The organism is Streptomyces sp. NPDC085931 (assembly GCF_044540565.1).
GTDB lineage: Bacteria > Actinomycetota > Actinomycetes > Streptomycetales > Streptomycetaceae > Streptomyces.
Genome location: NZ_JBITSK010000009.1, coordinates 157632 through 179682, shown reverse-complemented (window position 1 = coordinate 179682; position 22051 = coordinate 157632). Strand labels below are relative to the sequence as shown.

Annotated in this window: 18 protein-coding genes; 8 read left to right on the top strand and 10 right to left on the bottom strand. The window is 71.9% G+C overall.

The annotated features are described in order from the left end of the window. The first annotated feature begins 47 nt into the window (after positions 1-47). The gene (gene pgi, locus ACIGAN_RS21075; RefSeq protein WP_399859465.1) at positions 48-1700 is read left to right on the top strand and encodes a glucose-6-phosphate isomerase; all 1653 of its coding nucleotides are present in this window, start codon (positions 48-50) and stop codon (positions 1698-1700) included. Positions 1701-1805: 105 nt separating this feature from the next. Next, positions 1806-2684, top strand: a complete 879-nt coding sequence (locus ACIGAN_RS21070) for a hypothetical protein (protein ID WP_399859462.1) — start codon at positions 1806-1808, stop codon at positions 2682-2684. 30 nt (positions 2685-2714) lie between these two features. Here ACIGAN_RS21070 and ACIGAN_RS21065 read toward each other — a convergent pair whose 3' ends face one another. Genes ACIGAN_RS21065 through ACIGAN_RS21055 form a run of 3 tightly spaced genes read right to left on the bottom strand, consistent with a single transcriptional unit; the run spans position 2715 to position 6304 of the window. Further along, complete coding sequence (locus tag ACIGAN_RS21065) at positions 2715-4997, bottom strand: ABC transporter permease (protein ID WP_365089035.1); 2283 nt, start codon at positions 4995-4997, stop codon at positions 2715-2717. Positions 4998-5036: 39 nt separating this feature from the next. Continuing rightward, entirely contained in the window at positions 5037-5792 is a 756-nt protein-coding gene (locus ACIGAN_RS21060; protein ID WP_365745062.1) for an ABC transporter ATP-binding protein, read from the bottom strand. Continuing rightward, entirely contained in the window at positions 5789-6304 is a 516-nt protein-coding gene (locus ACIGAN_RS21055) for a PadR family transcriptional regulator (protein WP_309097075.1), read from the bottom strand. The genes ACIGAN_RS21060 and ACIGAN_RS21055 overlap by 4 nt, the downstream gene beginning before the upstream one ends. A 120-nt stretch (positions 6305-6424) precedes the next feature. On the opposite strand from ACIGAN_RS21055, the gene ACIGAN_RS21050 reads away from it, so the two are divergent. The 5 genes from ACIGAN_RS21050 to ACIGAN_RS21030 all read left to right on the top strand — a co-directional run bounded on the left by ACIGAN_RS21050 (position 6425) and on the right by ACIGAN_RS21030 (position 13024). After that, positions 6425-7696, top strand: a complete 1272-nt coding sequence (locus ACIGAN_RS21050) for an ABC transporter substrate-binding protein (protein WP_399859458.1) — start codon at positions 6425-6427, stop codon at positions 7694-7696. Between the two features lie 135 nt (positions 7697-7831). After that, the gene (locus tag ACIGAN_RS21045) at positions 7832-9454 is read left to right on the top strand and encodes a glycoside hydrolase family 13 protein (protein WP_365745059.1); all 1623 of its coding nucleotides are present in this window, start codon (positions 7832-7834) and stop codon (positions 9452-9454) included. 37 nt (positions 9455-9491) lie between these two features. Further along, on the top strand, positions 9492-10817 hold the full coding sequence (locus tag ACIGAN_RS21040) for an ABC transporter substrate-binding protein (protein ID WP_365745057.1): 1326 nt from the start codon (positions 9492-9494) through the stop codon (positions 10815-10817). 6 nt (positions 10818-10823) lie between these two features. Beyond that, on the top strand, positions 10824-12188 hold the full coding sequence (locus ACIGAN_RS21035; RefSeq protein ID WP_399859455.1) for an ABC transporter permease subunit: 1365 nt from the start codon (positions 10824-10826) through the stop codon (positions 12186-12188). After that, on the top strand, positions 12185-13024 hold the full coding sequence (locus tag ACIGAN_RS21030) for a carbohydrate ABC transporter permease (RefSeq protein ID WP_365089044.1): 840 nt from the start codon (positions 12185-12187) through the stop codon (positions 13022-13024). The genes ACIGAN_RS21035 and ACIGAN_RS21030 overlap by 4 nt, the downstream gene beginning before the upstream one ends. Before the next feature lie 16 nt (positions 13025-13040). Here the strand turns inward: ACIGAN_RS21030 and ACIGAN_RS21025 are convergent, their stop codons facing one another. Further along, positions 13041-13898: an NmrA family NAD(P)-binding protein gene (locus tag ACIGAN_RS21025; RefSeq protein WP_399859452.1), complete on the bottom strand. Its 858-nt coding sequence runs from the start codon at positions 13896-13898 to the stop codon at positions 13041-13043. Then, positions 13895-14347 (bottom strand): nuclear transport factor 2 family protein, encoded by a 453-nt coding sequence (locus ACIGAN_RS21020; protein ID WP_365745051.1) that lies wholly within the window; start codon positions 14345-14347, stop codon positions 13895-13897. Before ACIGAN_RS21020 ends, ACIGAN_RS21025 begins: the two co-directional genes overlap by 4 nt. A gap of 127 nt (positions 14348-14474) precedes the next feature. On the opposite strand from ACIGAN_RS21020, the gene ACIGAN_RS21015 reads away from it, so the two are divergent. Continuing rightward, complete coding sequence (locus tag ACIGAN_RS21015) at positions 14475-15056, top strand: TetR/AcrR family transcriptional regulator (RefSeq protein ID WP_399859449.1); 582 nt, start codon at positions 14475-14477, stop codon at positions 15054-15056. Between the two features lie 85 nt (positions 15057-15141). Here ACIGAN_RS21015 and pgl read toward each other — a convergent pair whose 3' ends face one another. Genes pgl through tkt form a run of 5 tightly spaced genes read right to left on the bottom strand, consistent with a single transcriptional unit; the run spans position 15142 to position 21771 of the window. Next, positions 15142-15927, bottom strand: a complete 786-nt coding sequence (pgl, locus tag ACIGAN_RS21010) for a 6-phosphogluconolactonase (RefSeq protein ID WP_399859447.1) — start codon at positions 15925-15927, stop codon at positions 15142-15144. Continuing rightward, entirely contained in the window at positions 15924-17006 is a 1083-nt protein-coding gene (opcA, locus tag ACIGAN_RS21005) for a glucose-6-phosphate dehydrogenase assembly protein OpcA (protein ID WP_365739874.1), read from the bottom strand. The genes pgl and opcA overlap by 4 nt, the downstream gene beginning before the upstream one ends. Next, positions 17003-18526, bottom strand: coding sequence for a glucose-6-phosphate dehydrogenase (gene zwf, locus ACIGAN_RS21000; protein ID WP_365739873.1), 1524 nt, complete (start codon positions 18524-18526; stop codon positions 17003-17005). Before zwf ends, opcA begins: the two co-directional genes overlap by 4 nt. A 4-nt stretch (positions 18527-18530) precedes the next feature. Continuing rightward, the gene (tal, locus tag ACIGAN_RS20995) at positions 18531-19649 is read right to left on the bottom strand and encodes a transaldolase (RefSeq protein ID WP_365739872.1); all 1119 of its coding nucleotides are present in this window, start codon (positions 19647-19649) and stop codon (positions 18531-18533) included. Between the two features lie 34 nt (positions 19650-19683). Next, positions 19684-21771 carry a transketolase gene (tkt, locus tag ACIGAN_RS20990; protein WP_365089054.1) on the bottom strand — a complete coding sequence of 696 codons (2088 nt, stop codon included), beginning with the start codon at positions 21769-21771 and terminating at the stop codon, positions 19684-19686. Positions 21772-22051: the final 280 nt, after the last annotated feature.

Genomic DNA, 22051 nt, shown 5'->3' with positions numbered 1-22051 from the left:
AGGTACGCGGCAGCACAGGCAGGACAGGAAAGAAGGCTGAAGTCGAGATGAACAAGGACGGCCGTACCAGGCTCAACCGGACCTCCGAGTGGGCGGCGCTGGCCAGGCACCGTGAGGAGCTGGGCGAGGTCCAGTTGCGCGAGCAGTTCGCCGAGGACCCGGGCCGCGCCGAGCGCTACGTCGTGCGCGTCGGCGACCTGCGCATCGACTACTCCAAGCACCTGGTCACCGACGAGACGCTGGCCCTGCTGCGGGAACTGGCCGCGGCCACCGACGTGTTCGGGCTGCGGGACGCCATGTTCCGCGGTGAGAGGATCAACTCCACCGAGGACCGGGCCGTGCTGCACACCGCGCTGCGGGCCCCGCGGGACGCGGTGGTCGAGGTCGACGGTGAGAACGTCGTGCCGGGTGTGCACGCCGTGCTGGACCGGATGGCCGCCTTCGCCGACCGGGTCCGCTCGGGCGAGTGGACCGGCCACACCGGCAAGCGCATCCGCAACGTCGTCAACATCGGCATCGGCGGCTCCGACCTCGGCCCGGCGATGGCCTACGAGGCGCTGCGCGCTTTCACCGACCGTGAGCTGACGGTGCGTTTCGTGTCGAACGTGGACGGCGCCGACCTGCACGAGGCGATCCGCGGCCTGGATGCGGCCGAGACGCTGTTCATCGTCGCGTCGAAGACCTTCACCACCATCGAGACGATCACCAACGCCACCTCCGCGCGCTCCTGGCTGCTGGAGGCGCTGGGGGACGACAAGGCGGTGGCCAGGCACTTCGTGGCCCTGTCGACGAACGCCGGGAAGGTCACCGAGTTCGGCATCGACACGGACAACATGTTCGAGTTCTGGGACTGGGTCGGCGGCCGCTACTCCTACGACTCGGCGATCGGCCTGTCCCTGATGATCGCGATCGGTCCGGACCGCTTCCGGGAGATGCTGGACGGTTTCCGCATCGTCGACGAGCACTTCCGCAACGCGCCGCCCGAGTCCAACGCCCCGCTGATCATGGGCCTGCTGGGCATCTGGTACGGCAACTTCCACGACGCCCAGTCGCACGCGGTGCTGCCCTACAGCCACTACCTGTCCAAGTTCACCGCCTACCTCCAGCAGCTCGACATGGAGTCCAACGGCAAGTCGGTGGACCGCCAGGGCGAGCCGGTGCGGTGGCAGACCGGACCGGTGGTGTGGGGCACGCCCGGCACCAACGGGCAGCACGCCTACTACCAGTTGATCCACCAGGGCACCAAGCTCATCCCGGCCGACTTCATCGGCTTCGCCCGGCCCGTCGCCGAGCTGAGCGACGAACTCAAAGCGCAGCACGACCTGCTCATGGCCAACTTCTTCGCCCAGACCCAGGCCCTCGCCTTCGGCAAGACGCCCGAAGAGGTACGCGCGGAGGGGGTGCCCGAGGAGCAGGTGGCGCACCGCACGTTCCGCGGCAACCACCCCACCACCACCATCCTGGCCACCGAACTGACCCCGTCGGTCCTCGGGCAGCTCGTCGCCCTGTACGAGCACAAGGTGTTCGTCCAGGGCGCGGTGTGGAACATCGACTCCTTCGACCAGTGGGGCGTCGAACTCGGCAAGGTCCTCGCCAAGCGCGTCGAACCCGCCCTGACCGAGGGCGCGGACGTCCCCGGTCTCGACCCGTCCACCAAGGCGCTGGTCGCGACCTACCGGGAGCTGCGCGGCCGGGACTAGGGCCGGCGATCGTCACAGGCCGGGCAGGGGACGCGGCGGCGGTGTGCCGTCCGCGTCCCGTAGACTCCCGGCGATCATGACAACGAGTGCTCGGGGGAGCGCGGGATGGCACGCACACGGGGGAGTTGGACGGGCGGCACGCTGACGGCCGGGGCGGTCCTGAAGCCACAGCACGCGGCCCGGGCGGTGTTCCATCCGGCCTGGATCCCTCAGGCGCTCGACCGGTCCGTGGAGCGGCTCAAGAGGTTCCGGGTCGTCGCCGGGGCGGTCGCCTCCCTGGGGGTCTACACGTTCGTCGAGGGCGGCTTCGACGTGACGGAGCTGCTGGAGAACGCGCTGACGGCCTCGGTCGTGCTGCTCTTCCTCACACCGCTGACGGTCGGGGTGATGCTCTTCGTCTGGCGGCGCGGGGGCACGGTGCGGCAGTTGCGCGGACCGCTGCTCGACTCCGCCGCGCTGCTGGTGCTGTTCGTGGCGTGCGTGGCCGTACTGCTGCTGCTGGTGCGGACGGTGAACGCGTCGGCGAACCCGGTCGTCATCATCGGGGCGGGGCTGACGATGCTGTGGCTGCTGGTCTTCACGGCGTACGGGGCCGTGCGGGTCTCCGGCAATTTCTTCGGCACGGCCGCCACGCACCGCTGTCTCCCCCCGCTGCTCGCCATGGTGACCAGTTGGCTGGTGGCCGTCCCGGACCTGGTCACCGGGGATCTGCACGGGCTCAGCCTCACCCTGGGGTACGTCTTCATCCTGGGCGCCCCCGTGACGGTCACCGCGATCGCGCTGCTGGAGATGGGCCGGCTCAAGCGGCGGTACGGGATCAGACTGACCGCGCACCCGGCGACCCTGGCTCCGGCGGGCATGCCTCCGGGGACGCCTCCGGCGGGAAACCCGTACGTGCCGCCGCAGGGCCACCCGTACGGCCGGCCGCAGACGCCGTACCCACGCCCGCACCCGCGCCCGCGCCACCCCCACGGCGGCGGCTGATGCGGCAGGGCCCCCGGTGGTCCGGGCCGGTCAGGCCACCGCGCTGAGCGTGTCCGCGAGGCGGCGGCGGGCCGACCGGGCGGCGGGGACCGCGGCCAGCGCCGCCGCGCAGAGCACGGCGGCGGCCCCGACCAGCAGCATCAGCACCGCCGACGGGCCCTGGGCGATCCCGGCGCCGATGCCGCTGGACCGGCCCTGGGCGTCGATCAGCCAGTGGGCGAGCGGCAGGCCCAGGGCGGTGGCGGCGAGCACGGCCGCGAGGGCCGTGAGGCCGGTGGCCGTGACGGTGATCGCGGTGATCTGCCGCGGGGACAGGCCGATGGCCTTCAAAGCGAGCAGATCCCGCTCGCCCTCGCGGACCGTGCCGCCGATCGCGGTGAGCAGTTCGATCAGCCCGATGAGGGCCAGGACGGCGATCAGCCCGGCGACCACCGCGCGCAGGGGCGAGAGCCCGTCGGCGGGGTTGGTCACGGCGTGCACGTCGAGATGGCCGCGCCCGGCCGCGGTCAGCCGTTCGGCGACCTGCCCGGGGTCGGCACCGGGGGCAAGCCGCAGCTCGTAGAGGGTCGGGCGCAGGCCGGGGTCGTTGTCCCGGAGGGTGTCGAGGGAGGTGGTGATGACCCGGCCCGCGTTCTCCGGCTCGATGCTGCGGCCCACGATGTGCAGGATCTGCGGCTGGTCGCCGACGGTCATGCGCACCCAGTCGCCGACGCGCACGTCGAGCAGGTCGAGCAGCCCCTGCCCGGCCACGGCCTCGTCGGCGCCGCGGGCGGGACGGCCCTCGGCGAGGGTGTACGGGTAGGGCTCCCGGTGGGTGCCCAGGCCGCGCAGGGCGATGGTCGCCGTCTGGCCGGGGACCAGCGCGGCCGTCTCGACACCGGGGTAGGCGGCGGCGACCTGCGGGTCGCGTTCGAGCAGAGAGCGGGCCTGCCGCTCGCTCAGTCCGGCGTCGGCGCGGACGCTGAGCGTGGTGGGCAGACCGATCTGCTCGGGCCGGCTGTGGAAGCGGTCGATGGTGGTCCAGGCGCTCATCGCCACGACGATCAGCAGCAGTGGCAGGGTGAGGCGGGCGACGGTGGCCAGGGACCGGGGGCGGCGGGTGAACGCCTTGTGCCAGCCCAGCACCAGCGCGGGCGGCACCCGCATCCCCAGGGCCCGGCGGGCCACCCCGGACAGCCGCCCGCCCGGGGTCGCGGCCGGCCGCGGCACCGGCACCGGCGGCACCCGTCCGGCCCGCCACGCGGCCAGCCCGGTGGTGGCGCCGATGAACAGCACCGCCCCGGCCGGGATCACGAGCAGGGCCACGGTGTGCCCGGGCAGGCCCTGCCACACACCGACCGCGTCCCCGAGCCGCCCGGGGATCCGGCTGCCCAGCGCCTCGGCGAGCGCGGCGGCGGCCACGGCGCCCAGCAGGGCGTAGGCGAGGTGCTGGAGCAGGAAGATCCGCACCACCTGGCCGGGGGTGAAGCCGATCGCCTTCAGGACGGACAGGTCGCGCAGATGGCCCCGGATGCGGGTGCCGATCGCGCCGTGCACGGCGAGTCCGGCGGCGACCAGCGCGCCCAGCCCGAACAGGCCCAGCACCTGGCCGAGCAGCCGGTTGTCGCCCTGCGCCTCGGCCCGGGCCTGCTGCCAGGTGGAGACCTCGCCGATGGCCCCGGCGCCCAGCACGGTCACGGCGCGCTGCACGAGGTAGGAGGTGTCGTCGGGGTCCGTCAGGCGCAGTCCGATCACCTGGCCGCCGGGGTCGGGCACGGCCTGCGGCAGCGCCCAGACCAGGCCCGGCTGCTCTCCGGGCCGGTAGCGCGGCTCGGCGCTGTCGGCGACACCGACGACGGTCAGCTCGCGGGCGGTGCCGGGCACGGTGAGCAGGTCGCCGGGCTGGGCGAGCAGGGCGCGCGCCAGGCGGCTCTCCAGCACGACGCCGTTCGGCGTGGCGGGGTCCAGCCAGTGGCCGGAGACCAGGGGCGGGCGGCCGACGGACGGGCGTTCCGCGGTGGCCCGCAGCTCCACGGAAGCGCGGCTGCCGCGTGCGGAGACGGTGGTGGCCGCGGTGGGGTAGGGGCCGGCCACCTCGTCGACGCCGTCCAGCGCGGCCAGCTCGCGGGTGTCGGCGGCGGTGTCGGTGTGCAGCCACACGTGCGCGCCGTGCGACTGCGTGAAGACGCGCTGCCAGGGGTTGGTCGCGTACCCGAACAGGGCCGTGGCCAGCAGCAGGGAGGCGACGATGCCCGCGGTGGCGAGGACGAGGAACAGCGCCTCGCCGCGGTGCGTGCGCAGATCGGAGTGGGCCCAGCGCAGGGTCGCTCGCATACGGGTCAGCCCGTCCGGGGATCGTCGTACACGCGCATCTCAGTCCTTCAGCTCCAGCACGCCGGATATGCCGGCCCGGCGCGGCGGGGTGCCGCCGTCCAGGGTCGCGTCGTCGGCGATGCGGCCGTCGAAGAAGCTGATCACCCGGTCCGCGGCGCTGGCCAGCCGGGCGTCGTGCGTGACCAGCAGGATGGTCTGGCCACGCTGGTGGAAGCGGGACAGCAGCCGCATCACCTCGCGGGTGCCCTTGCTGTCGAGGCTGCCCGCGGGCTCGTCGGCCAGCAGCAGCGGCGGGTGGTTGACCAGGGCCCGGGCGAGGGCCACGCGCTGCTGCTCACCACCGGACAGCTCGCCCGGCATGCTGCGCTCCTTGCCGGTCAGGCCCAGCTCGGCCAGGAGCTGCTCCCGCTCGGCCCGGGCCCGCCTGGGCGCGACCCCGGCGAGCAGGGCGGGCAGCTCCACGTTGTCCGCGACGGACAGGTTGGACACGAGGTTGAAGAACTGGAAGACGATCCCGATCCGCTTGCGGCGCTCCACCGCCCAGCGGGCCTCGCTGTAGGCGTCGGTCGGCTCGCCGTCGAGCCAGATGCTGCCCGCGTCCGGCCGCTGGAGCCCGCCGAGCAGGTGCAGCAGCGTCGACTTCCCGGCGCCGGACGGGCCGGTGATCGCCACGAACTCGCCCCGGTGGACGCACAGGTCGACCCCGCGCACGGCGTGGGCGGGCGCGCCCTCGCCGTGGTGGGTCTTCACCAGCCCCTCGGCGCGCAGCACAGGAGCGGGACGGTCGTCGCTCACTCCAGCTCCTCCAGCTCTTCCTGGCACCGCTCCAGCCAGTCGAGGTCGGCCTGCAGGTGCAGCATCGCGCCCTCGATGAGCAGGTGGGCGATGCGGTTGTCGCGGTCTTCTGCGGCGGCCAGCTTCGACATCTGCCGCATGGTGTTCAGGTACTGGCGCCGCTGCTGGTTGATCAGGGCGATCTGGTCGGCGAGGCCGGTCTGCGGGGCGAGCGCCAGTTTCATGAAGAACTCGTCCCGTACCCGCGGCTCGTCCTCGGGCTCCTCGAACCAGGCGCGCAGCGCCTCCCGCCCGGCGTCGGTGAGGTGGTAGACCTTCTTGTTCGGCCGGCTGGACTGCGCCACGTCCTCGCCCTCGATCAGTCCCGACTTCTCGAGGCGGCCGAGGGTCACATAGATCTGGCCGACGTTCGGCTGAGGGTACGCGGAGCCCAGCAGTTGCTCAAGGTCCTGCTTGAGCTCGTAGCCGTGGGCGGGTCCGCGGGCCAGGAGGGCCAGGAGGGGCAGGCGCACGCGTGCAGTCCTCCTGTCCGGTCCAATGTGCTCCAGGCCCTAGTATCGCCCATACCTAACAGGTATACATGGCCTCTGTCCGGGCAAGGGTGCCCGTCGCCGGTGTACAGGGAGGAACCTATGCGGTGGATCCATGCCGCGGGTAGGGGCCTTCTCGTTCTCGTCGTGGTCCTGGCCGGTCACGTCGCCGCCGGAGCGCAGGCGGGCGAGCGGCCGGCGGGCGGTCGCGGACCGCTCACCCTGGCCACCGCCGGGGACCTGACCGGCTATCTCGGCCCCCTGCTGGAGGGCTGGAACCGCACCCACCCCGGCGAGCGGGTCACGCTCGTGGAACTGCCCGACTCGGCCGACGAGACCCGGGCCCAGATGGCCACCGACCTGCGCGACGGCGACCGCAGCCGGTTCGACGTGCTCAACATCGACGTCAACTGGACCTCGGAGTTCGCCGCCTCCGGCTGGATCAGGCCGTTGCCCCCGGACCGCTTCCCGCTGAAGACCTTCCTCCAGCCGGTCGTGGACACGGCGACCTACGACGGACAGCTCTACGCCGTGCCGTACGTCACCAACGCCGGACTGCTCCTGTACCGCAAGGACGTCCTCGCCGAGGAGGGCGTCGCGCCGCCGCGCACCTGGGCGGAGCTGGAGCGGTATGCGAGAACCATCGCCCCGAAGCACGGCCTCGACGGGTACGCGGGGCAGTTCCTGCCGTACGAGGGCCTCACCGTCAACGCGGCCGAGGCCGTCTACTCGGCGGGCGGCTCGATCCTCGGGGACGAGGGCGAGCGCGTCACGGTCGACTCGGCGGCGGCCCGGGAGGGCATCGGCTTCCTGGCGCGCGGGGTGCGCGAGGGCTGGATCCCGAAGGAAGCCCTGACGTACAAGGAGGAGGAGTCCAAGCGGGCCTTCCAGGACGGCCGGCTGCTCTTCCTGCGGAACTGGCCGTACGCCTACGTCGGCGCCTCCGCCCCCGGCTCGAAGATCGCCGGCGAGGTCGGCGCCGTACCGCTGCCGGGTCCGGACGGGCCGGGGACCAGTGTGCTCGGCGGGTCCAACCTGGCCGTCAGCGCGCACGCGCGGCACCCCGACTCCGCCGCGCGCCTGATCGCCTACCTCACCAGTGAGCCGGTCCAGCGCCAGGTCCTCACGCGGGGCGCGCTGCCACCCGTGCGGGCCGACCTCTACACGGACCCCGCGCTCATCCGCAGGTTCCCCTACCTGCCGACCCTGCGCGCGAGCGTGCTCGCGGCCGAGCCGCGTCCCAAGAGCCCGCACTACGACCAGGTCAGCCTGGTGGTGCAGGCGGTCGTGCACGACGCGATGGCCGGGCGGCAGACGCCCGAGGCGGCGGTGCGCCGGCTGGCGCGTGAACTGGCGGTCATCTCCAACCGCTAGTTACATGTTAGGTAACGAGGACATCTCAACTGGCTCCGGTGTGTCCGAGTAAGTCCCTGTTTGGAACGCCAACTGGCCGGTCACTTCTGTTCTTTTCGTTGACACCCTTCTGACGCCGCTACCTAACATGCATGCATGCTGAGTAAGTACCACTGGTGGCGGGACGCGGTCATCTACCAGGTCTACGTCCGCAGCTTCCTCGACAGCACCGGCGACGGCATCGGCGATCTCGCCGGGGTCCGGGCCGGGCTGCCGTACCTGAAGAAGCTCGGCGTCGACGGGATCTGGCTGAGCCCCTTCTATCCCTCGCCGCAGCACGACCACGGCTACGACGTGGCCGACTACTGCGACGTCGACCCGGTCTTCGGCGACCTCGGCGAGTTCGACCTGCTCATGGCCTCCGCGCGGCGGCTCGGCATCAAGGTGCTGCTCGACATCGTCCCGAACCACTGCTCCAGCGAGCACCCCTGGTTCCGCGAGGCGCTCGCCGCCCCGCCCGGCAGCCCCGCCCGGGCCCGTTTCCACTTCGCCGACGGCCGGGGCCCCGACGGGTCCGAGCCGCCCAACAACTGGCACTCCATGTTCGGCGGCCCCGCCTGGACCCGGGTCACCGAGCCCGACGGCCGGCCCGGCCAGTGGTACCTGCACATGTTCGCGCCGGAGCAGCCCGACTGGAACTGGCGCAACCCCGAGATCCCCGCCGAGTTCGACCGCATCCTGCGCTTCTGGCTGGACCGGGGCATCGACGGCTTCCGCATCGACGTCGCCGCCGGTCTGTTCAAGCACCCTCAGCTGCCCGACTCCGACGACCCGGAGGCCGACGCCCGCACCCGCGACTCGGTCAACCCGCTCGCCTGGAACCAGCCCGAGGTCCACGACGTGTGGCGCCGCTGGCGCTCCCTGTGCGAGGAGTACACCGAGCGCGACGGCCGCGACCGCCTCCTCGTCGGCGAGGTCTCCGTCCCCACCGCGCGTGAGCACGCCCGGTACGTCCGCCCCGACGAACTGCACCAGGCCTTCTTCTTCGACCTGCTCAGCGCGCCCTGGGACCCGGACGCCTTCCGCAAGGTCATCTCGGAGGCGATGCAGGACATCGCCGGCACCGGTTCCACGGTCACCTGGGTCCTCAACAACCACGACCAGGTCCGCACCGTCACCCGCTACGGCGAACCCGCCACCGAGGGCAGCGGCCTGGGCGCCGCCCGGGCCCGCGCCGCCGCCCTGCTGATGCTGGCGCTGCCCGGCGCCGCCTACATCTACCAGGGCGAGGAGCTGGGGCTGCCCGAGGTCGTGGACCTGCCGGACGACGTGCTCACCGACCCGATCTTCCGCCGCACCGGCAGCAGGGCCCGCATCCGCGACGGCTGCCGGGTGCCGCTGCCCTGGTCGGGCCAGGCCTCGCCGTTCGGCTTCACCTCGGGCGTGGACAGCGCCAAGCCCTGGCTGCCGCAGCCGGAGTACTTCGCCGAGTACGCCACCGACCGGGCCCTCGCCGACACCCGCTCGTTCTGGCACCTGTACCGCGACGGCCTGCAACTGCGCGCCGCGCTGCCCCAGTTGGGCGAGGGCACGCTGCGCTGGCTGGACACCCCGCCGGGGGTCCTGGCCTTCGAGCGGGGCGACGGCCTGGTGTGCGCCGTCAACTTCGGCACCGCCCCCACCCCCGCGCCGGTCCCCGGCTCGCCCCTGCTCACCAGCGGCCCCTGCCCGCCCGGAGTCCTCTCCGGCTCCACGGCCGCCTGGTGGATCCGTTCCTGACCGCCCCGCAAGTCAACTCCCCGAAGGGACATCAACGATGATGCGACGACGTACCACCCTGCTCACCGGCTGCACCGCCCTGGTCCTGGCACTCGGCGCGACCGCCTGCGGCGGCGGCCCCGTCGCGGCCGGCGGCGGCGACAAGGCCCTCGACGGCCAGACGGTCACCGTGGCCGGCGTCTGGTCCGGCACCGAGCAGAAGAACTTCCAGAAGGTGCTCGACGCCTTCACCGAGAAGACCGGCGCCAAGACGCAGTTCACCTCCACCGGCGACAACGTCTCCACCGTCGTCGGCAGCAAGATCGAGGGCGGCAACGCCCCCGACGTCGTGATGGTCCCGCAGGTCGGCGTGCTCAAGCAGTTCGCGCAGAACGGCTGGCTCAAGCCGCTGTCGAAGAAGACCGAGCAGTCCGTCGACGCCGGTTACGCGCCCGTGTGGAAGGAGTACGGCAGCGTCGACGGCACCCTGTACGGCCTGTACTTCAAGGCCGCCCACAAGTCGACCGTCTGGTACAGCCCCGACGCCCTCGCCCAGGCCGGAGTGAAGCCCCCGAAGACCTACGACGAGATGCTGAAGGCCGGGCAGACCATATCCGACTCCGGGCTCGCCGCGTTCTCCGTCGCCGGTCAGGACGGATGGACGCTCACCGACTGGTTCGAGAACATCTACCTGTCCCAGGCCGGGCCCGAGAAGTACGACGCCCTCGCCGCCCACGAGCTGAAGTGGACCGACTCCTCCGTCGTCGACGCCCTCACCACGCTCGGCAAGCTCTTCAAGGACAAGCAGCTGATCGCCGGCGGCCAGAAGGGCGCCCTGAACACGGACTTCCCCGGCTCGGTGGAGAAGGTGTTCGGACCCGAGCCCGAGGCCGGCATGGTCTACGAGGGCGACTTCGTCGCCGGTGTCGCCAAGGACCAGTTCGGCAAGAAGGTCGGCGAGGACGCGAACTTCTTCCCGTTCCCGGCGGTCGGCGGCGGCGAGGCCCCGGTCGTCAGCGGCGGAGACGCCGCCGTGGTGCTCAAGGACGGCAAGAACCAGAAGGCAGCCCAGGCCCTCCTGGAGTTCCTGGCCACCCCGGAGGCCTCCGCGGTGTGGGCCGAGGCGGGCGGCTTCCTCTCCCCGAACAAGAAGCTCGACCTCGCCTCCTACGGCGACGACGTCACCCGCGCCACCGCCAAGTCCCTGGTCGAGGCCGGCGACTCGGTCCGCTTCGACATGTCCGACCAGGCCCCGGCGGCCTTCGGCGGCACCAAGGGCGCCGGCGAGTGGAAGCTGCTGCAGGACTTCCTGCGCGACCCGTCCGACCCGAAGGGCACCGCGGCGAAGCTGGAGGCCGCGGCGGCCAAGGCGTACCAGGACTGATACGCCATGACAGCCACCCTCGTGAAAGAGACGAGCCCGCCGACACCGCCGCCCGGCCCGGTCGCCGACCGCACCCGGCGCCTGCGGCGGCGCGGCCGGATCGTCGCCCTGCTCTTCGCCCTCCCGGCGCTGCTGCTGCTCGGCGCGCTCGTGGTCTACCCCGTGCTGTTCAGCATCGGCCGGAGCTTCTTCGACGCCTCCGGGACGACCTTCGTCGGCGGCGAGAACTACACCGAGATGTTCCGCGACCCGGCGACCCTCAAGGCCGTGCGGAACACCGCCATCTGGGTCGTCGTGGCCCCGGCCCTGCTCACCGGGCTCGGCCTGATCCTGGCCGTCCTGGTGGAGAAGGTGCGCTGGGCCACCGCCTTCAAGCTGCTGCTCTTCATGCCGATGGCGGTCTCCTTCCTCGCCGCCGGCATCATCTTCCGCCTCGCCTACGACGAGGACCCCGACAAGGGCGTGCTGAACGCGGCGGTCGTCTCGGTGCACGACGCGTTCAAGGAGCAGTCGTCCTACCCGACGGCCCGGGCGCGTGACGGGCAGGGCCTGACGAAGGAGAAGGACGGCTCGTACCGCAGTGCGGCCGTCTCGCCCGGGGACGCGGTCACGCTGGGCCTGGTCGGCGTACAGCCCGCCGACCTGCCCGGTGACGCCCGGCCTGCCGCGGGAGCGGCGGAGCGCAAGGCCGCAGCGGACGAGCTGCGCGGTGTCGTCTACCTGGACTTCACCCCCGGCGGGGGAGGGGAACAGGGCAAGGTCGACGCGCGGGAGAGCGGACTGCCCGGGATGAAGGTCGAGGCGGTGCGCGACGGCGAGCGGGTCGCCACGGCGACGACCGCCGCCGACGGCTCGTTCCGCTTCGAGGGCCTGGAACCGGGCTCCTACGCGGTGGAACTCCCGGCGTCCAACTTCGCCGCGCCCTACGAGGGCGTCTCCTGGCTCGGCCCCGCCCTGGTCACCCCGGCGATCATCGGCGCCTACCTGTGGATCTGGACCGGCTTCGCGATGGTGCTGATCGGGGCGGGCCTGTCGACGCTGCCCCGGGACGCGCTGGAGGCGGCGCGGATGGACGGCGCCAACGAGTGGCAGATCTTCCGCCGCATCACGGTGCCGCTGCTGGCCCCGGTCCTCACGGTCGTCTTCGTCACCCTCGTGATCAACGTGATGAAGGTCTTCGACCTCGTCTACATCATCGCGCCCGGGCCCGTGCAGGAGGACGCGACCGTGCTCGCGACGCAGATGTGGCTGGTGTCGTTCGGCGGCGGCAACAACCAGGGGCTCGGCAGCGCGCTCGGTGTGCTGCTCCTGCTGCTGGTCGTCCCGGCCATGGTGTTCAACGTCCGCCGTTTCAGAAGGAGTCAGCGATGAACGCGGTGCGGCGCTCCCTGGGCAACGGAGTCGTCCAGGCCTTCCTCGTGGTCGTGGGGCTGGTGTGGATGACCCCGCTGGCCGGACTGTTCCTGTCCTCCCTGCGGTCCGCCGAGGACACGGCGAAGGGCGGCTGGTGGACGGTGTTCTCCAGCCCGGGGCAACTGTCCTTCGACAACTACTCGGCGCTGCTGGAGAACGCCGGCATCACCCAGGCCTTCTGGAACACGGTGCTGATCTCGGTGCCGACGACGGTGCTGGTCGTGGTCGTGGCGGCGCTCGCCGGCTACGCCTTCGCGTGGCTGGACTTCCCCGGGCGGGACACGGTCTTCCTGGTCGTGGTCGCCCTGCTGGTGGTGCCCGTGCAGATCGGCCTGCTGCCGGTCGCCAAACTCTTCGGGCAGCTCGGCCTGTTCGGCACGATCCCCGGGGTCGTCCTCTTCCACGTCGCCTACGGCCTTCCGTTCGCGGTGTTCCTCCTGCGCAACTACTTCGCCGAGATGCCGAAGGAGATGCTGGAGGCGGCCCGCATGGACGGCGGCACCGAGTGGCGCATCTTCACCCGCCTGGTGCTGCCCGTCGGCCGCCCGGCGATCGCCTCCCTGGCCATCTTCCAGTTCCTGTGGGTGTGGAACGACATGCTGGTGGCGCTGCTGTTCGCCGACAGCTCCGCGCAGCCGCTGACCGTGGAACTGCAGTCGCAGATACGCCAGTTCGGCAGCAACATCGACGTCCTGGCTCCGGGGGCGTTCCTGTCCCTGATCGTCCCGGTCGCGGTGTTCTTCGCCTTCCAGAAGCACTTCGTGCAGGGGGTGATGGCGGGCTCGGTCAAGTGACCGCGGGCCCGGCCCGTCACCCGGCCCGCCGGCCGTCCCCCGCCGCCATGGCGCGCTCGACATGAGCGCGCAGGCTGCGCGGCGGGCGGCCGGTGAGGCGTTCGACCGTGTCGGTGACCCGGTCCTCGGCTCCCTCGGCGATGGCCCGGTCCAGACCGGCGAGCACCGCGGCGAACTCCGGCGGAAGGAGCTCCGCCAGCCGGTCGCGCAGCTGCTCGAAGGTCAGCCGCCGGTGGGTCACCGGGCGGCCCGTGACCTCGCTGATGACGGCGGCGGCGTCGTCGTAGCTCAGCGCCTCGGGGCCGGTGACGACCAGGTCACCGCCGGCGTCCCGGCCGGCGGTCAGCGCGTGCACGGCGACGGCGGCGATGTCGTCGGCGTCCACGAAGGCCACCCGCCCGTCGTCCGTCGCGGTCCGGATGACGCCCTCCTCGCGGATGCTCCGGGCGTGCTCGTGGTCGCCCGTGAGGTTCTGCATGAACCAGGAGGGCCGCAGCGCCGCCCAGGTCTCGAACAGGCCGGGCAGGGCCTGCTGCACCTGTCCGACGGCCGGGCCGCCGGAGGGGATCGCCGAGGAGGACAGCAGCACGGCCCGCTCCACCCCGCGGGCGCGGGCCCTGGCCAGGAACGGCAGCATGACGGCGGCGGGGTCGGGGTCCCCGACCGGTGGGACCAGATAGACCCGGTCCACCTCCGTCAGTGAGTCCTCGAACGTCCCGGGGTCGTACCAGTCGAAACGGACGGGCTCGGCACCGGCGACGGGGGCCGCGCGGCGGCTCGCCGCCCGCACCCGCCGCCCCTGCCCGGCGAGCAGCCGGGCCACGCGTCCGCCGGTCGTGCCGGTGGCGCCGATGACGAGGGTGGCGGCGGTCACCGGTCGCTCCCCGCGAAGTCGGCGGTGCCGTCCTGGGGGAGGGCCAGCGGGTTCCAGTAGTCGCGGTAGTGCGTGAAGCGGCCGTCGACGGCCGTCACCACGGCGATGTACCTCATGTCGAACGGGTCTCCGCTCCGCACCAGCCGCCCCACTCCGCGCATTTCGGCCACGATGGTCGCCGGGTCGTCCGTCCGGTGGATCGTCAGGTCGGGGAAGGCGTGCAGGTCGATGTGGGCGGGATAGTCCCGGATGTAGTCGTGGACGGCCGCCCTGCCCTCCAGTCGCCTCGGCCAGCCGTCGGGGGCGAACGGGAACTCCATCACGCCCTCGTCGTGCCAGAGCGCGACCCAGCCGGCGATGTCCTTGTCGAGCAGCAGCCGCAGGCTCTCCCGGAACAGGTCGGCCGGTGAGGTGGATGCGGTGGTGGATGCAGTCGTGGATGAAGTCATGGGAATCCCTCCGCTACGATGCGGACCACTGGTCCGCTTGAAGGAAAGAATATGGACCGGCGGTCCGGTTGCGCAAGATGCGGACCCGTGGTCCGTTTATCGGGTCGAAGGAGACGGAGGCACCCCGTTGCCCGAACGCAAACCCCGCGCGGACGCCCTGCGCAACCGCGAGACCGTCCTCGCGGCGGCCGACCGGCTCTTCGCCACGTGCGCGAGCCCCGAGGACGTCACCATGGCCGACATCGCCGCCGCGGCCGGCGTCGGCAAGGGCACCCTCTTCCGCGGGTTCGGCGACCGCACGGGCCTGATCCGCGCGCTCCACGAGTCCCGGCTCGAACCCCTCCGCCAGGCCGTCGCCGAGGGCCCCCGCCCCCTCGGGCCCGCCACGCCCCCCGCCGAACGCGTCCCGGCCCTGCTCGACGCCCTGCTCTGCTTCAAGCTCGACCACCGGCACCTGTCCGTGGCCCTGGAGGGCACGGGAAGCGACAGTCCCTACGGCGCCGCCCACTACGACTGGTGGCACGGCACGCTGCGCGGCGTCCTGGAGCAGCTGCCCGGCTTCACCGACGCGGCCTTCACCGCCCACGCGCTGCTGGCCGCGGTCCGCGCGGACCTCGTCGACCACCTGACCGAGCGGCAGCAGCTGCCGCGCGAGCGCCTCCGGGCCGAGCTGGCCGCCTTCACCGCACGGGTGCTGGCCGGCGACTGAGCCAGGGAACGCCGAAGCGGCCGGACCCCCCGTCTCCAGGGGATCCGGCCGCTTCACCGGGCAGACCGTTCGGCGCTCGCGCCGGTCAGGCCGAAGCCGGCGGATACAGCGAGCGCGGCAATTGGGAGGCCGCCGCGGCGTCCAGCAGCCACAGGGTGCGGCTGCGGCCGTACGCCCCGGCCGCCGGGGCCTGGATCTCACCCGCGCCGGACAGCGCGATCGCCGCCGCCCGCGCCTTGTCCTCGCCGGCCGCGAGGAGCCAGACCTCGCGGGCGGCACGGATCGCCGGCAGCGTCAGCGTCACCCGCGTCGGTGGCGGCTTGGGCGCGCCGTGCACGCCCACCACCGTGCGGTCGGTCTCCCGGACCGCCGGCAGCTCAGGGAACAGCGACGCCACGTGCGTGTCCGGGCCGACGCCCAGCATCAGCACGTCGAACGCGGGGACGGGCCCGTGGTTCTCCGGGCCGGCCGCGGCCGCCAGTTCCTCCGCGTAGGCGGCGGCCGCCGCCTCCACGTCGTCGCCGTGCGGGCCGTCCGAGGCGGGCATCGCGTGCACCCGCTTCGGGTCCAGCGGCACCGCGTCCAGCAGCGCCTCGCGGGCCTGCGTGACGTTGCGGTCCGGATCGCCCTCGGGCAGGAACCGCTCGTCGCCCCACCACAGGTCCAGCCGCGACCAGTCGACCGCGTCCCGCGCGGGCGCCGCCGCCAGCGCGGCCAGCAGGCCGTTGCCGTTGCGGCCGCCCGTCAGGACCACGGACGCCGAGCCCCGGGAGGCCTGCGCGTCCACGATCCTGGTGATCAGCCGGGCCGCCGCGGCCTGCGCCATCAGCTCCTTGTCGCGGTGGACGACCAGCTGCGGTGCCGTGCTCACGTCGCCTCCGCCTTCCGTACCGGTTCCGGCGTGGGCGGCTCCTGCCTCACCGGTGCCTGCGCCGTCGCCTGCGCAGCGGGAGCTTTCGCAGCCTCCTCGACGGGAGCGGGGCGGGCGAGTCGGGCCCGCCCGTCACTTTTGGGCACCGGGCCCGCGGCCTTCAGCCGGTCCACCCCGTACCGCAGGGCCGACGCGTAGGTGTCGTCCGGGTCCAGCCGCCGCAGCTCCTCGGCGATCAGCTCGGCCGTGTCCCGGCGCTTGAGCGCCACCGCACGGTCGGGCTGGCCCTCGATGGAGAGCGTCGCCAGGGAGCCGTCGGCGCGGTCCAGGCGGATCGGGCCGCAGGTGGTGTCCATGCGCACCGCCGTCAGCCCCGGGCCGCTCGACAGGGAGCGCTTCACCGGGACGTCCAGCCGGTCCGCGAGCCACATCGCCAGCAGCTCGCAGCTCGGGTTGAACTCCTCGCCCTCCACCTCGACGGCCCTGACCTCGCAGGCGACCTGGTCCAGCGCCGCCGCCAGCATGGAGCGCCAGGGCGTGATGCGGGTCCAGGACAGGTCCGTGTCGCCGGGGGTGTAGGTCCCCGACCGGGTGGCCAGGTCCCGCACCGGCTGCTCGGAGGCGTAGGTGTCGGTGACACGGCGCTGGGCGAGGGCGCCCAGGGGGTCCTTCGCCGGGTCGAGCGGCGCGTTCACCGGCCACCACACCACCACCGGGGCGTCCGGCAGCAGCAGCGGCAGCACCACCGACTGGGCGTGGTCGACGACCTCGCCGTACAGCCGCAGCACCACCGTCTCGCCGGTGCCGGCGTCCGCGCCGACCCGGACCTCCGCGTCCAGGCGGGACTGCGTACGGTCGCGGGGCGAGCGGGAGACGCGCTTGATGACCACCAGCGTGCGCGAGGGGTGCTCGCGGGAGGCGTCGCTCGCGGCCTTCAGCGCGTCGTAGGCGTTCTCCTCGTCCGTCACGATGACCAGCGTGAGCACCATGCCGACCGCCGGGGTGCCGATCGCCCGGCGGCCCTGCACCAGCGCCTTGTTGATCTTGCTGGCCGTGGTGTCGGTCAGGTCTATCTTCATGGCCGGCGCCAGCTCCGTCCGTGTCGCTCGAGCATTTCGTCCGCCTCGACGGGCCCCCAGGTACCGGCCGGGTACTGGGCGGGCTTGCCGTGGGTGTCCCAGTACTCCTCGATCGGGTCGAGGATCTTCCAGGACAGCTCGACCTCCTCCGTGCGCGGGAACAGGTTCGAGTCGCCGAGCAGGACGTCCAGGATGAGCCGCTCGTACGCCTCCGGGCTGGACTCCGTGAAGGACTCGCCGTACGCGAAGTCCATCGACACGTCCCGGATCTCCATCGACGTGCCCGGCACCTTCGAGCCGAAGCGGACCGTCACGCCCTCGTCCGGCTGGACGCGGATGACGATCGCGTTGGAGCCGAGCTCCTCGGTGGCGGTGGAGTCGAAGGGGGAGTGCGGGGCCCGCTGGAAGACGACCGCGATCTCCGTGACCCGGCGGCCGAGCCGCTTGCCGGTGCGCAGGTAGAAGGGGACGCCCGCCCAGCGGCGGTTGTCGATCTCCAGCTTGATCGCGGCGTAGGTGTCGGTCTTCGAGGAGGCGTCGATGCCGTCCTCCTCCAGGTAACCGCGCACCTTGGTGCCGCCCTGCCAGCCGGCCGCGTACTGGGCGCGCACGGTGTCGCGGCCCAGGTCCTGCGGCAGCCGCACCGCCCCGAGGACCTTGGTCTTCTCGGCGGCCAGCGCGTCCGCGTCGAAGGAGGCGGGCTCCTCCATCGCGGTCAGGGCCATCAGCTGGAGCAGGTGGTTCTGGATGACGTCACGGGCGGCGCCGATGCCGTCGTAGTACCCGGCCCGGCCGCCGATGCCGATGTCCTCGGCCATGGTGATCTGCACGTGGTCCACGAAGGACCGGTTCCAGATCGGCTCGAACATCGTGTTGGCGAAGCGCAGCGCCAGGATGTTCTGGACCGTCTCCTTGCCCAGGTAGTGGTCGATGCGGAAGACCTGCTCCGGGGAGAAGACCTCGTGGACGACCTTGTTGAGCTCCTCGGCAGACTTCAGGTTGTGGCCGAACGGCTTCTCGATCACCGCGCGCCGCCACGAACCCCCCGTCTGGTCCGCAAGCCCGTGCTTCTTCAGCTGCTGGATGACCACCGGGAAGGACTTCGGCGGCACGGAGAGGTAGAACGCGAAGTTCCCGCCCGTGCCCTGCGCCTTGTCCAGTTCCTCGATCGTGGAGCGCAGCCGCTCGAAGGCGTCGTCGTCGTCGAACGTGCCCTGCACGAACCGCATGCCCTGGATGAGCTGCTGCCAGACCTCCTCGCGGAAGGGCGTGCGCGCGTGCTCCTTGACCGCGTCGTGCACCTCCTGCGCGAAGTCCTCGTGCGCCCACTCGCGGCGGGCGAAGCCCACCAGCGAGAAGCCCGGCGGCAGCAGACCCCGGTTGGCGAGGTCGTAGACGGCGGGCATCAGCTTCTTGCGGGAGAGGTCGCCCGTGACGCCGAAGATGACCAGGCCCGACGGCCCCGCGATACGCGGGAGCCGCCGGTCCGCCGGGTCACGCAGCGGATTGCTGCTCGACACCTGTTCAGCCCTCCGAGGGGGCGAGGCGCTTCAGCTCGGCCTCGGTCGACTTCAGCAGGTCGTTCCAGGCGTCCTCGAACTTCTCGACGCCCTCCTTCTCCAGCAGCTGGACGACCTCGTCGTACTTGATCCCCAGCCGCTCGACCGCGTCGAGGTCGGCACGGGCCTGCTCGTACGTGCCGGCGACGGTGTCGCCCGTGATCTCGCCGTGGTCCTCGGTGGCGAACAGGGTCGCCTCGGGCATGGTGTTCACCGTGTTCGGCGCGACCAGCTCGGTGACGTACATGGTGTCGCTGTACGCCTTGTCCTTCACACCGGTCGACGCCCACAGCGGACGCTGCTTGTTCGCGCCCGCCTTCTCCAGCGCGGCCCAGCGGTCCGAGGAGAAGACCTCCTCGTACGCCTGGTAGGCGAGCCGGGCGTTGGCGACGGCGGCCTTGCCGCGCAGCGCCTTGGCCTCGTCGGTGCCCAGCGCGTCGATCCGCTTGTCGATCTCCGTGTCCACGCGGGAGACGAAGAACGAGGCCACGGAGTGGATCTGCGACAGGTCCAGGCCGCGCTCCTTGGCCTTCTCCAGGCCGGTCAGGAACGCGTCCATGACCTTGCGGTAACGCTCCAGCGAGAAGATCAGCGTGACGTTGACGCTGATGCCCAGGCCGATGGTCTCGGCGATGGCCGGGATGCCCGCCTCGGTCGCCGGGATCTTGATGAGGGTGTTGGGCCGGTCCACCAGCCAGGCGAGCTGCTTGGCCTCGGCGACCGTGGCCCGCGTGTTGTGCGCCAGGCGGGGGTCGACCTCGATCGACACCCGGCCGTCCTGGCCGCCGGTGGCGTCGAAGACGGGGCGCAGCACGTCGGCGGCGTCGCGGACGTCCGCCGTGGTGATCATGCGGATGGCCTCTTCGACGGTCACCTCGCGGGCGGCCAGGTCGGTCAGCTGCGTGTCGTAGCCGTCGCCCTGCGAGATCGCCTTCTGGAAGATCGAGGGGTTGGTGGTGACGCCCACGACGTGCTGCTGGTCGATCAGCTCGGCGAGGTTGCCGGACGTGATCCGCTTGCGCGACAGGTCGTCCAGCCAGATCGCCACGCCTTCCTCGGAGAGGCGCTTGAGTGCGTCTGTCATGGAAATTCCATCTCCTACGTGTCGTATATGAGCGTCAGCGCTGGGCTGCGGCGATCGATTCCCGGGCGGCGGCGGCCACGTTCTCGGCAGTGAAGCCGAACTCCCGGAAGAGCACCTTGCCGTCGGCCGAAGCACCGAAGTGCTCCAGGGAAACGATGCGGCCGGCGTCCCCGACGTACTTGTGCCAGGTGAGACCGATACCGGCCTCCACCGCGACACGCGCCTTGACGGACGGCGGCAGGACGCTGTCCCGGTACCCCTGGTCCTGCTGCTCGAACCACTCCACGGACGGCATCGACACCACGCGCGTGGGCACGCCGGCGCCCTGGAGCTGCTCGCGCGCCTCGACGGCGACGTGCACCTCCGAGCCGGTGGCGATCAGGATGACCTCCGGCTCGCCGCCCTCGGCCTCGAACAGGACGTAACCGCCCTTGGCGGCGTCGTCGTTGGGCTCGTAGGTCGGCACGCCCTGGCGGGTCAGCGCCAGACCGTGCGGCTGGCCCTTGCCGAACTCCTTCGTCCAGCGCTTGAGGATCTCGCGCCAGGCGATCGCGGTCTCGTTGGCGTCGGCCGGGCGCACGACGTTCAGGCCCGGGATGGCGCGCAGCGAGGCGAGGTGCTCGACCGGCTGGTGGGTCGGGCCGTCCTCGCCGAGACCGATGGAGTCGTGCGTCCACACGTAGGTCACCGGCAGGTGCATCAGGGCCGACAGGCGCACCGCGTTGCGCATGTAGTCGGAGAACACCAGGAAGGTGCCGCCGTAGATGCGGGTGTTGCCGTGCAGCGCGATGCCGTTCATCTCGGCGGCCATGGCGTGCTCGCGGATGCCGAAGTGGATCGTGCGGCCGTACGGGTCCGCCTCCGGCAGCGGGTTGTCCGCCGGGAGGAAGGAGCTGGTCTTGTCGATCGTGGTGTTGTTCGAACCGGCCAGGTCGGCCGAGCCGCCCCACAGCTCGGGGATGACCGCGCCGAGCGCCTGGAGGACCTTGCCGGAGGCGGCACGCGTGGCCACGCCCTTGCCGACCTCGAAGACCGGGATCTTCTCCTCCCAGCCCTCGGGCAGCTCACCCTTGGCGATCCGGTCGTACTCGGCGGCGCGCTCGGGGTTGTTGTCCCGCCACTGCTGGTACGCCTTCTCCCACACCGCGCGGGCCGCCTGGCCCCGCTCCAGCGCCTTGCGGGTGTGCGTGATGACCTCGTCGGAGACCTCGAAGGTCCGCTCCGGGTCGAAGCCCAGGACGCGCTTGGTGGCAGCGACCTCGTCGTCGCCGAGCGCCGAGCCGTGCGCGGCCTCGGTGTTCTGCGCGTTCGGGGCCGGCCAGGCGATGATCGAGCGCATAGCGATGAACGACGGCCGGTCCGTGACGGCCTTGGCCCGCTGGATCGCCTCGTAGATCGCGGCCGGGTCCAGGTCGCCGTTCTCCTGGGGCTCGACGCGCTGCACGTGCCAGCCGTAGGCCTCGTACCGCTTGACGGTGTCCTCGGAGACGGCCGTCTCGGTGTCGCCCTCGATCGAGATGTGGTTGTCGTCCCACAGCAGGATCAGGTTGCCGAGCTTCTGGTGGCCGGCCAGCGAGGACGCCTCGGCGGAGATGCCCTCCTGGAGGCAGCCGTCACCGGCGATGCAGTAGACGAAGTGGTCGAAGGGCGACTCGCCCTCCGGGGCCTCCGGGTCGAACAGGCCGCGCTCGTAGCGGGCGGCCATCGCCATGCCCACCGCGTTGGCGACACCCTGGCCGAGCGGGCCGGTCGTGGTCTCCACACCGGTCGTGTGCCCGTACTCGGGGTGGCCCGGGGTCTTGGAACCCCAGGTGCGGAAGGACTTCAGGTCGTCCAGCTCCAGGCCGAAGCCGGCCAGGTAGAGCTGGGTGTAGAGGGTCAGGGACGAGTGGCCGGCGGACAGCACGAAGCGGTCCCGCCCGACCCAGTCGGCGTCCGCCGGGTCGTGCCGCATCACCTTCTGGAAGAGGGTGTAGGCGGCGGGCGCCAGGCTCATCGCCGTACCGGGATGGCCGTTACCGACCTTCTGTACGGCATCGGCGGCCAGGACACGCGCGGTGTCGACGGCCCGCTGGTCCAGCTCGGTCCACTCGAGGTCTGTGGTGGTCGGCTTGATGCTCACCCTGGGTCAGGGCTCCTCTCCACATGTCGGATGCCGGTGTCTCGGGGCGCCCACCGGCCGCAGCCGAGCCTACCCCCGTGGGACGTGCGTTCTTCCGAGTCACTCCAGAGTGCAGGGCCTCATTCCGATCCGCCTCCCGACCGGTCCGTACCGCATTCGACAGGTGAATACGGAGCCGCTCATCCGGGTGCTCAATCGAGCTTCCGGCCGCCCGTCGGAAGCCGCCCGCCAACACGAGGCGACCCCCGCGAATGTCCGACTCTGGGCAACGTCTAAAGTG

Excerpts from the sequence above, each read along its gene's own strand:
- pgi (WP_399859465.1), top strand. The coding sequence starts at position 48 with ATGAACAAGGACGGCCGTACCAGGCTCAACCGGACCTCCGAGTGGGCG.
- ACIGAN_RS21070 (WP_399859462.1), top strand. The coding sequence starts at position 1,806 with ATGGCACGCACACGGGGGAGTTGGACGGGCGGCACGCTGACGGCCGGG.
- ACIGAN_RS21065 (WP_365089035.1), bottom strand. The coding sequence starts at position 4,997 with ATGCGAGCGACCCTGCGCTGGGCCCACTCCGATCTGCGCACGCACCGC.
- ACIGAN_RS21050 (WP_399859458.1), top strand. The coding sequence starts at position 6,425 with ATGCGGTGGATCCATGCCGCGGGTAGGGGCCTTCTCGTTCTCGTCGTG.
- ACIGAN_RS21045 (WP_365745059.1), top strand. The coding sequence starts at position 7,832 with ATGCTGAGTAAGTACCACTGGTGGCGGGACGCGGTCATCTACCAGGTC.
- ACIGAN_RS21040 (WP_365745057.1), top strand. The coding sequence starts at position 9,492 with ATGATGCGACGACGTACCACCCTGCTCACCGGCTGCACCGCCCTGGTC.
- ACIGAN_RS21035 (WP_399859455.1), top strand. The coding sequence starts at position 10,824 with ATGACAGCCACCCTCGTGAAAGAGACGAGCCCGCCGACACCGCCGCCC.
- ACIGAN_RS21030 (WP_365089044.1), top strand. The coding sequence starts at position 12,185 with ATGAACGCGGTGCGGCGCTCCCTGGGCAACGGAGTCGTCCAGGCCTTC.
- ACIGAN_RS21020 (WP_365745051.1), bottom strand. The coding sequence starts at position 14,347 with ATGACTTCATCCACGACTGCATCCACCACCGCATCCACCTCACCGGCC.
- opcA (WP_365739874.1), bottom strand. The coding sequence starts at position 17,006 with ATGAAGATAGACCTGACCGACACCACGGCCAGCAAGATCAACAAGGCG.
- tal (WP_365739872.1), bottom strand. The coding sequence starts at position 19,649 with ATGACAGACGCACTCAAGCGCCTCTCCGAGGAAGGCGTGGCGATCTGG.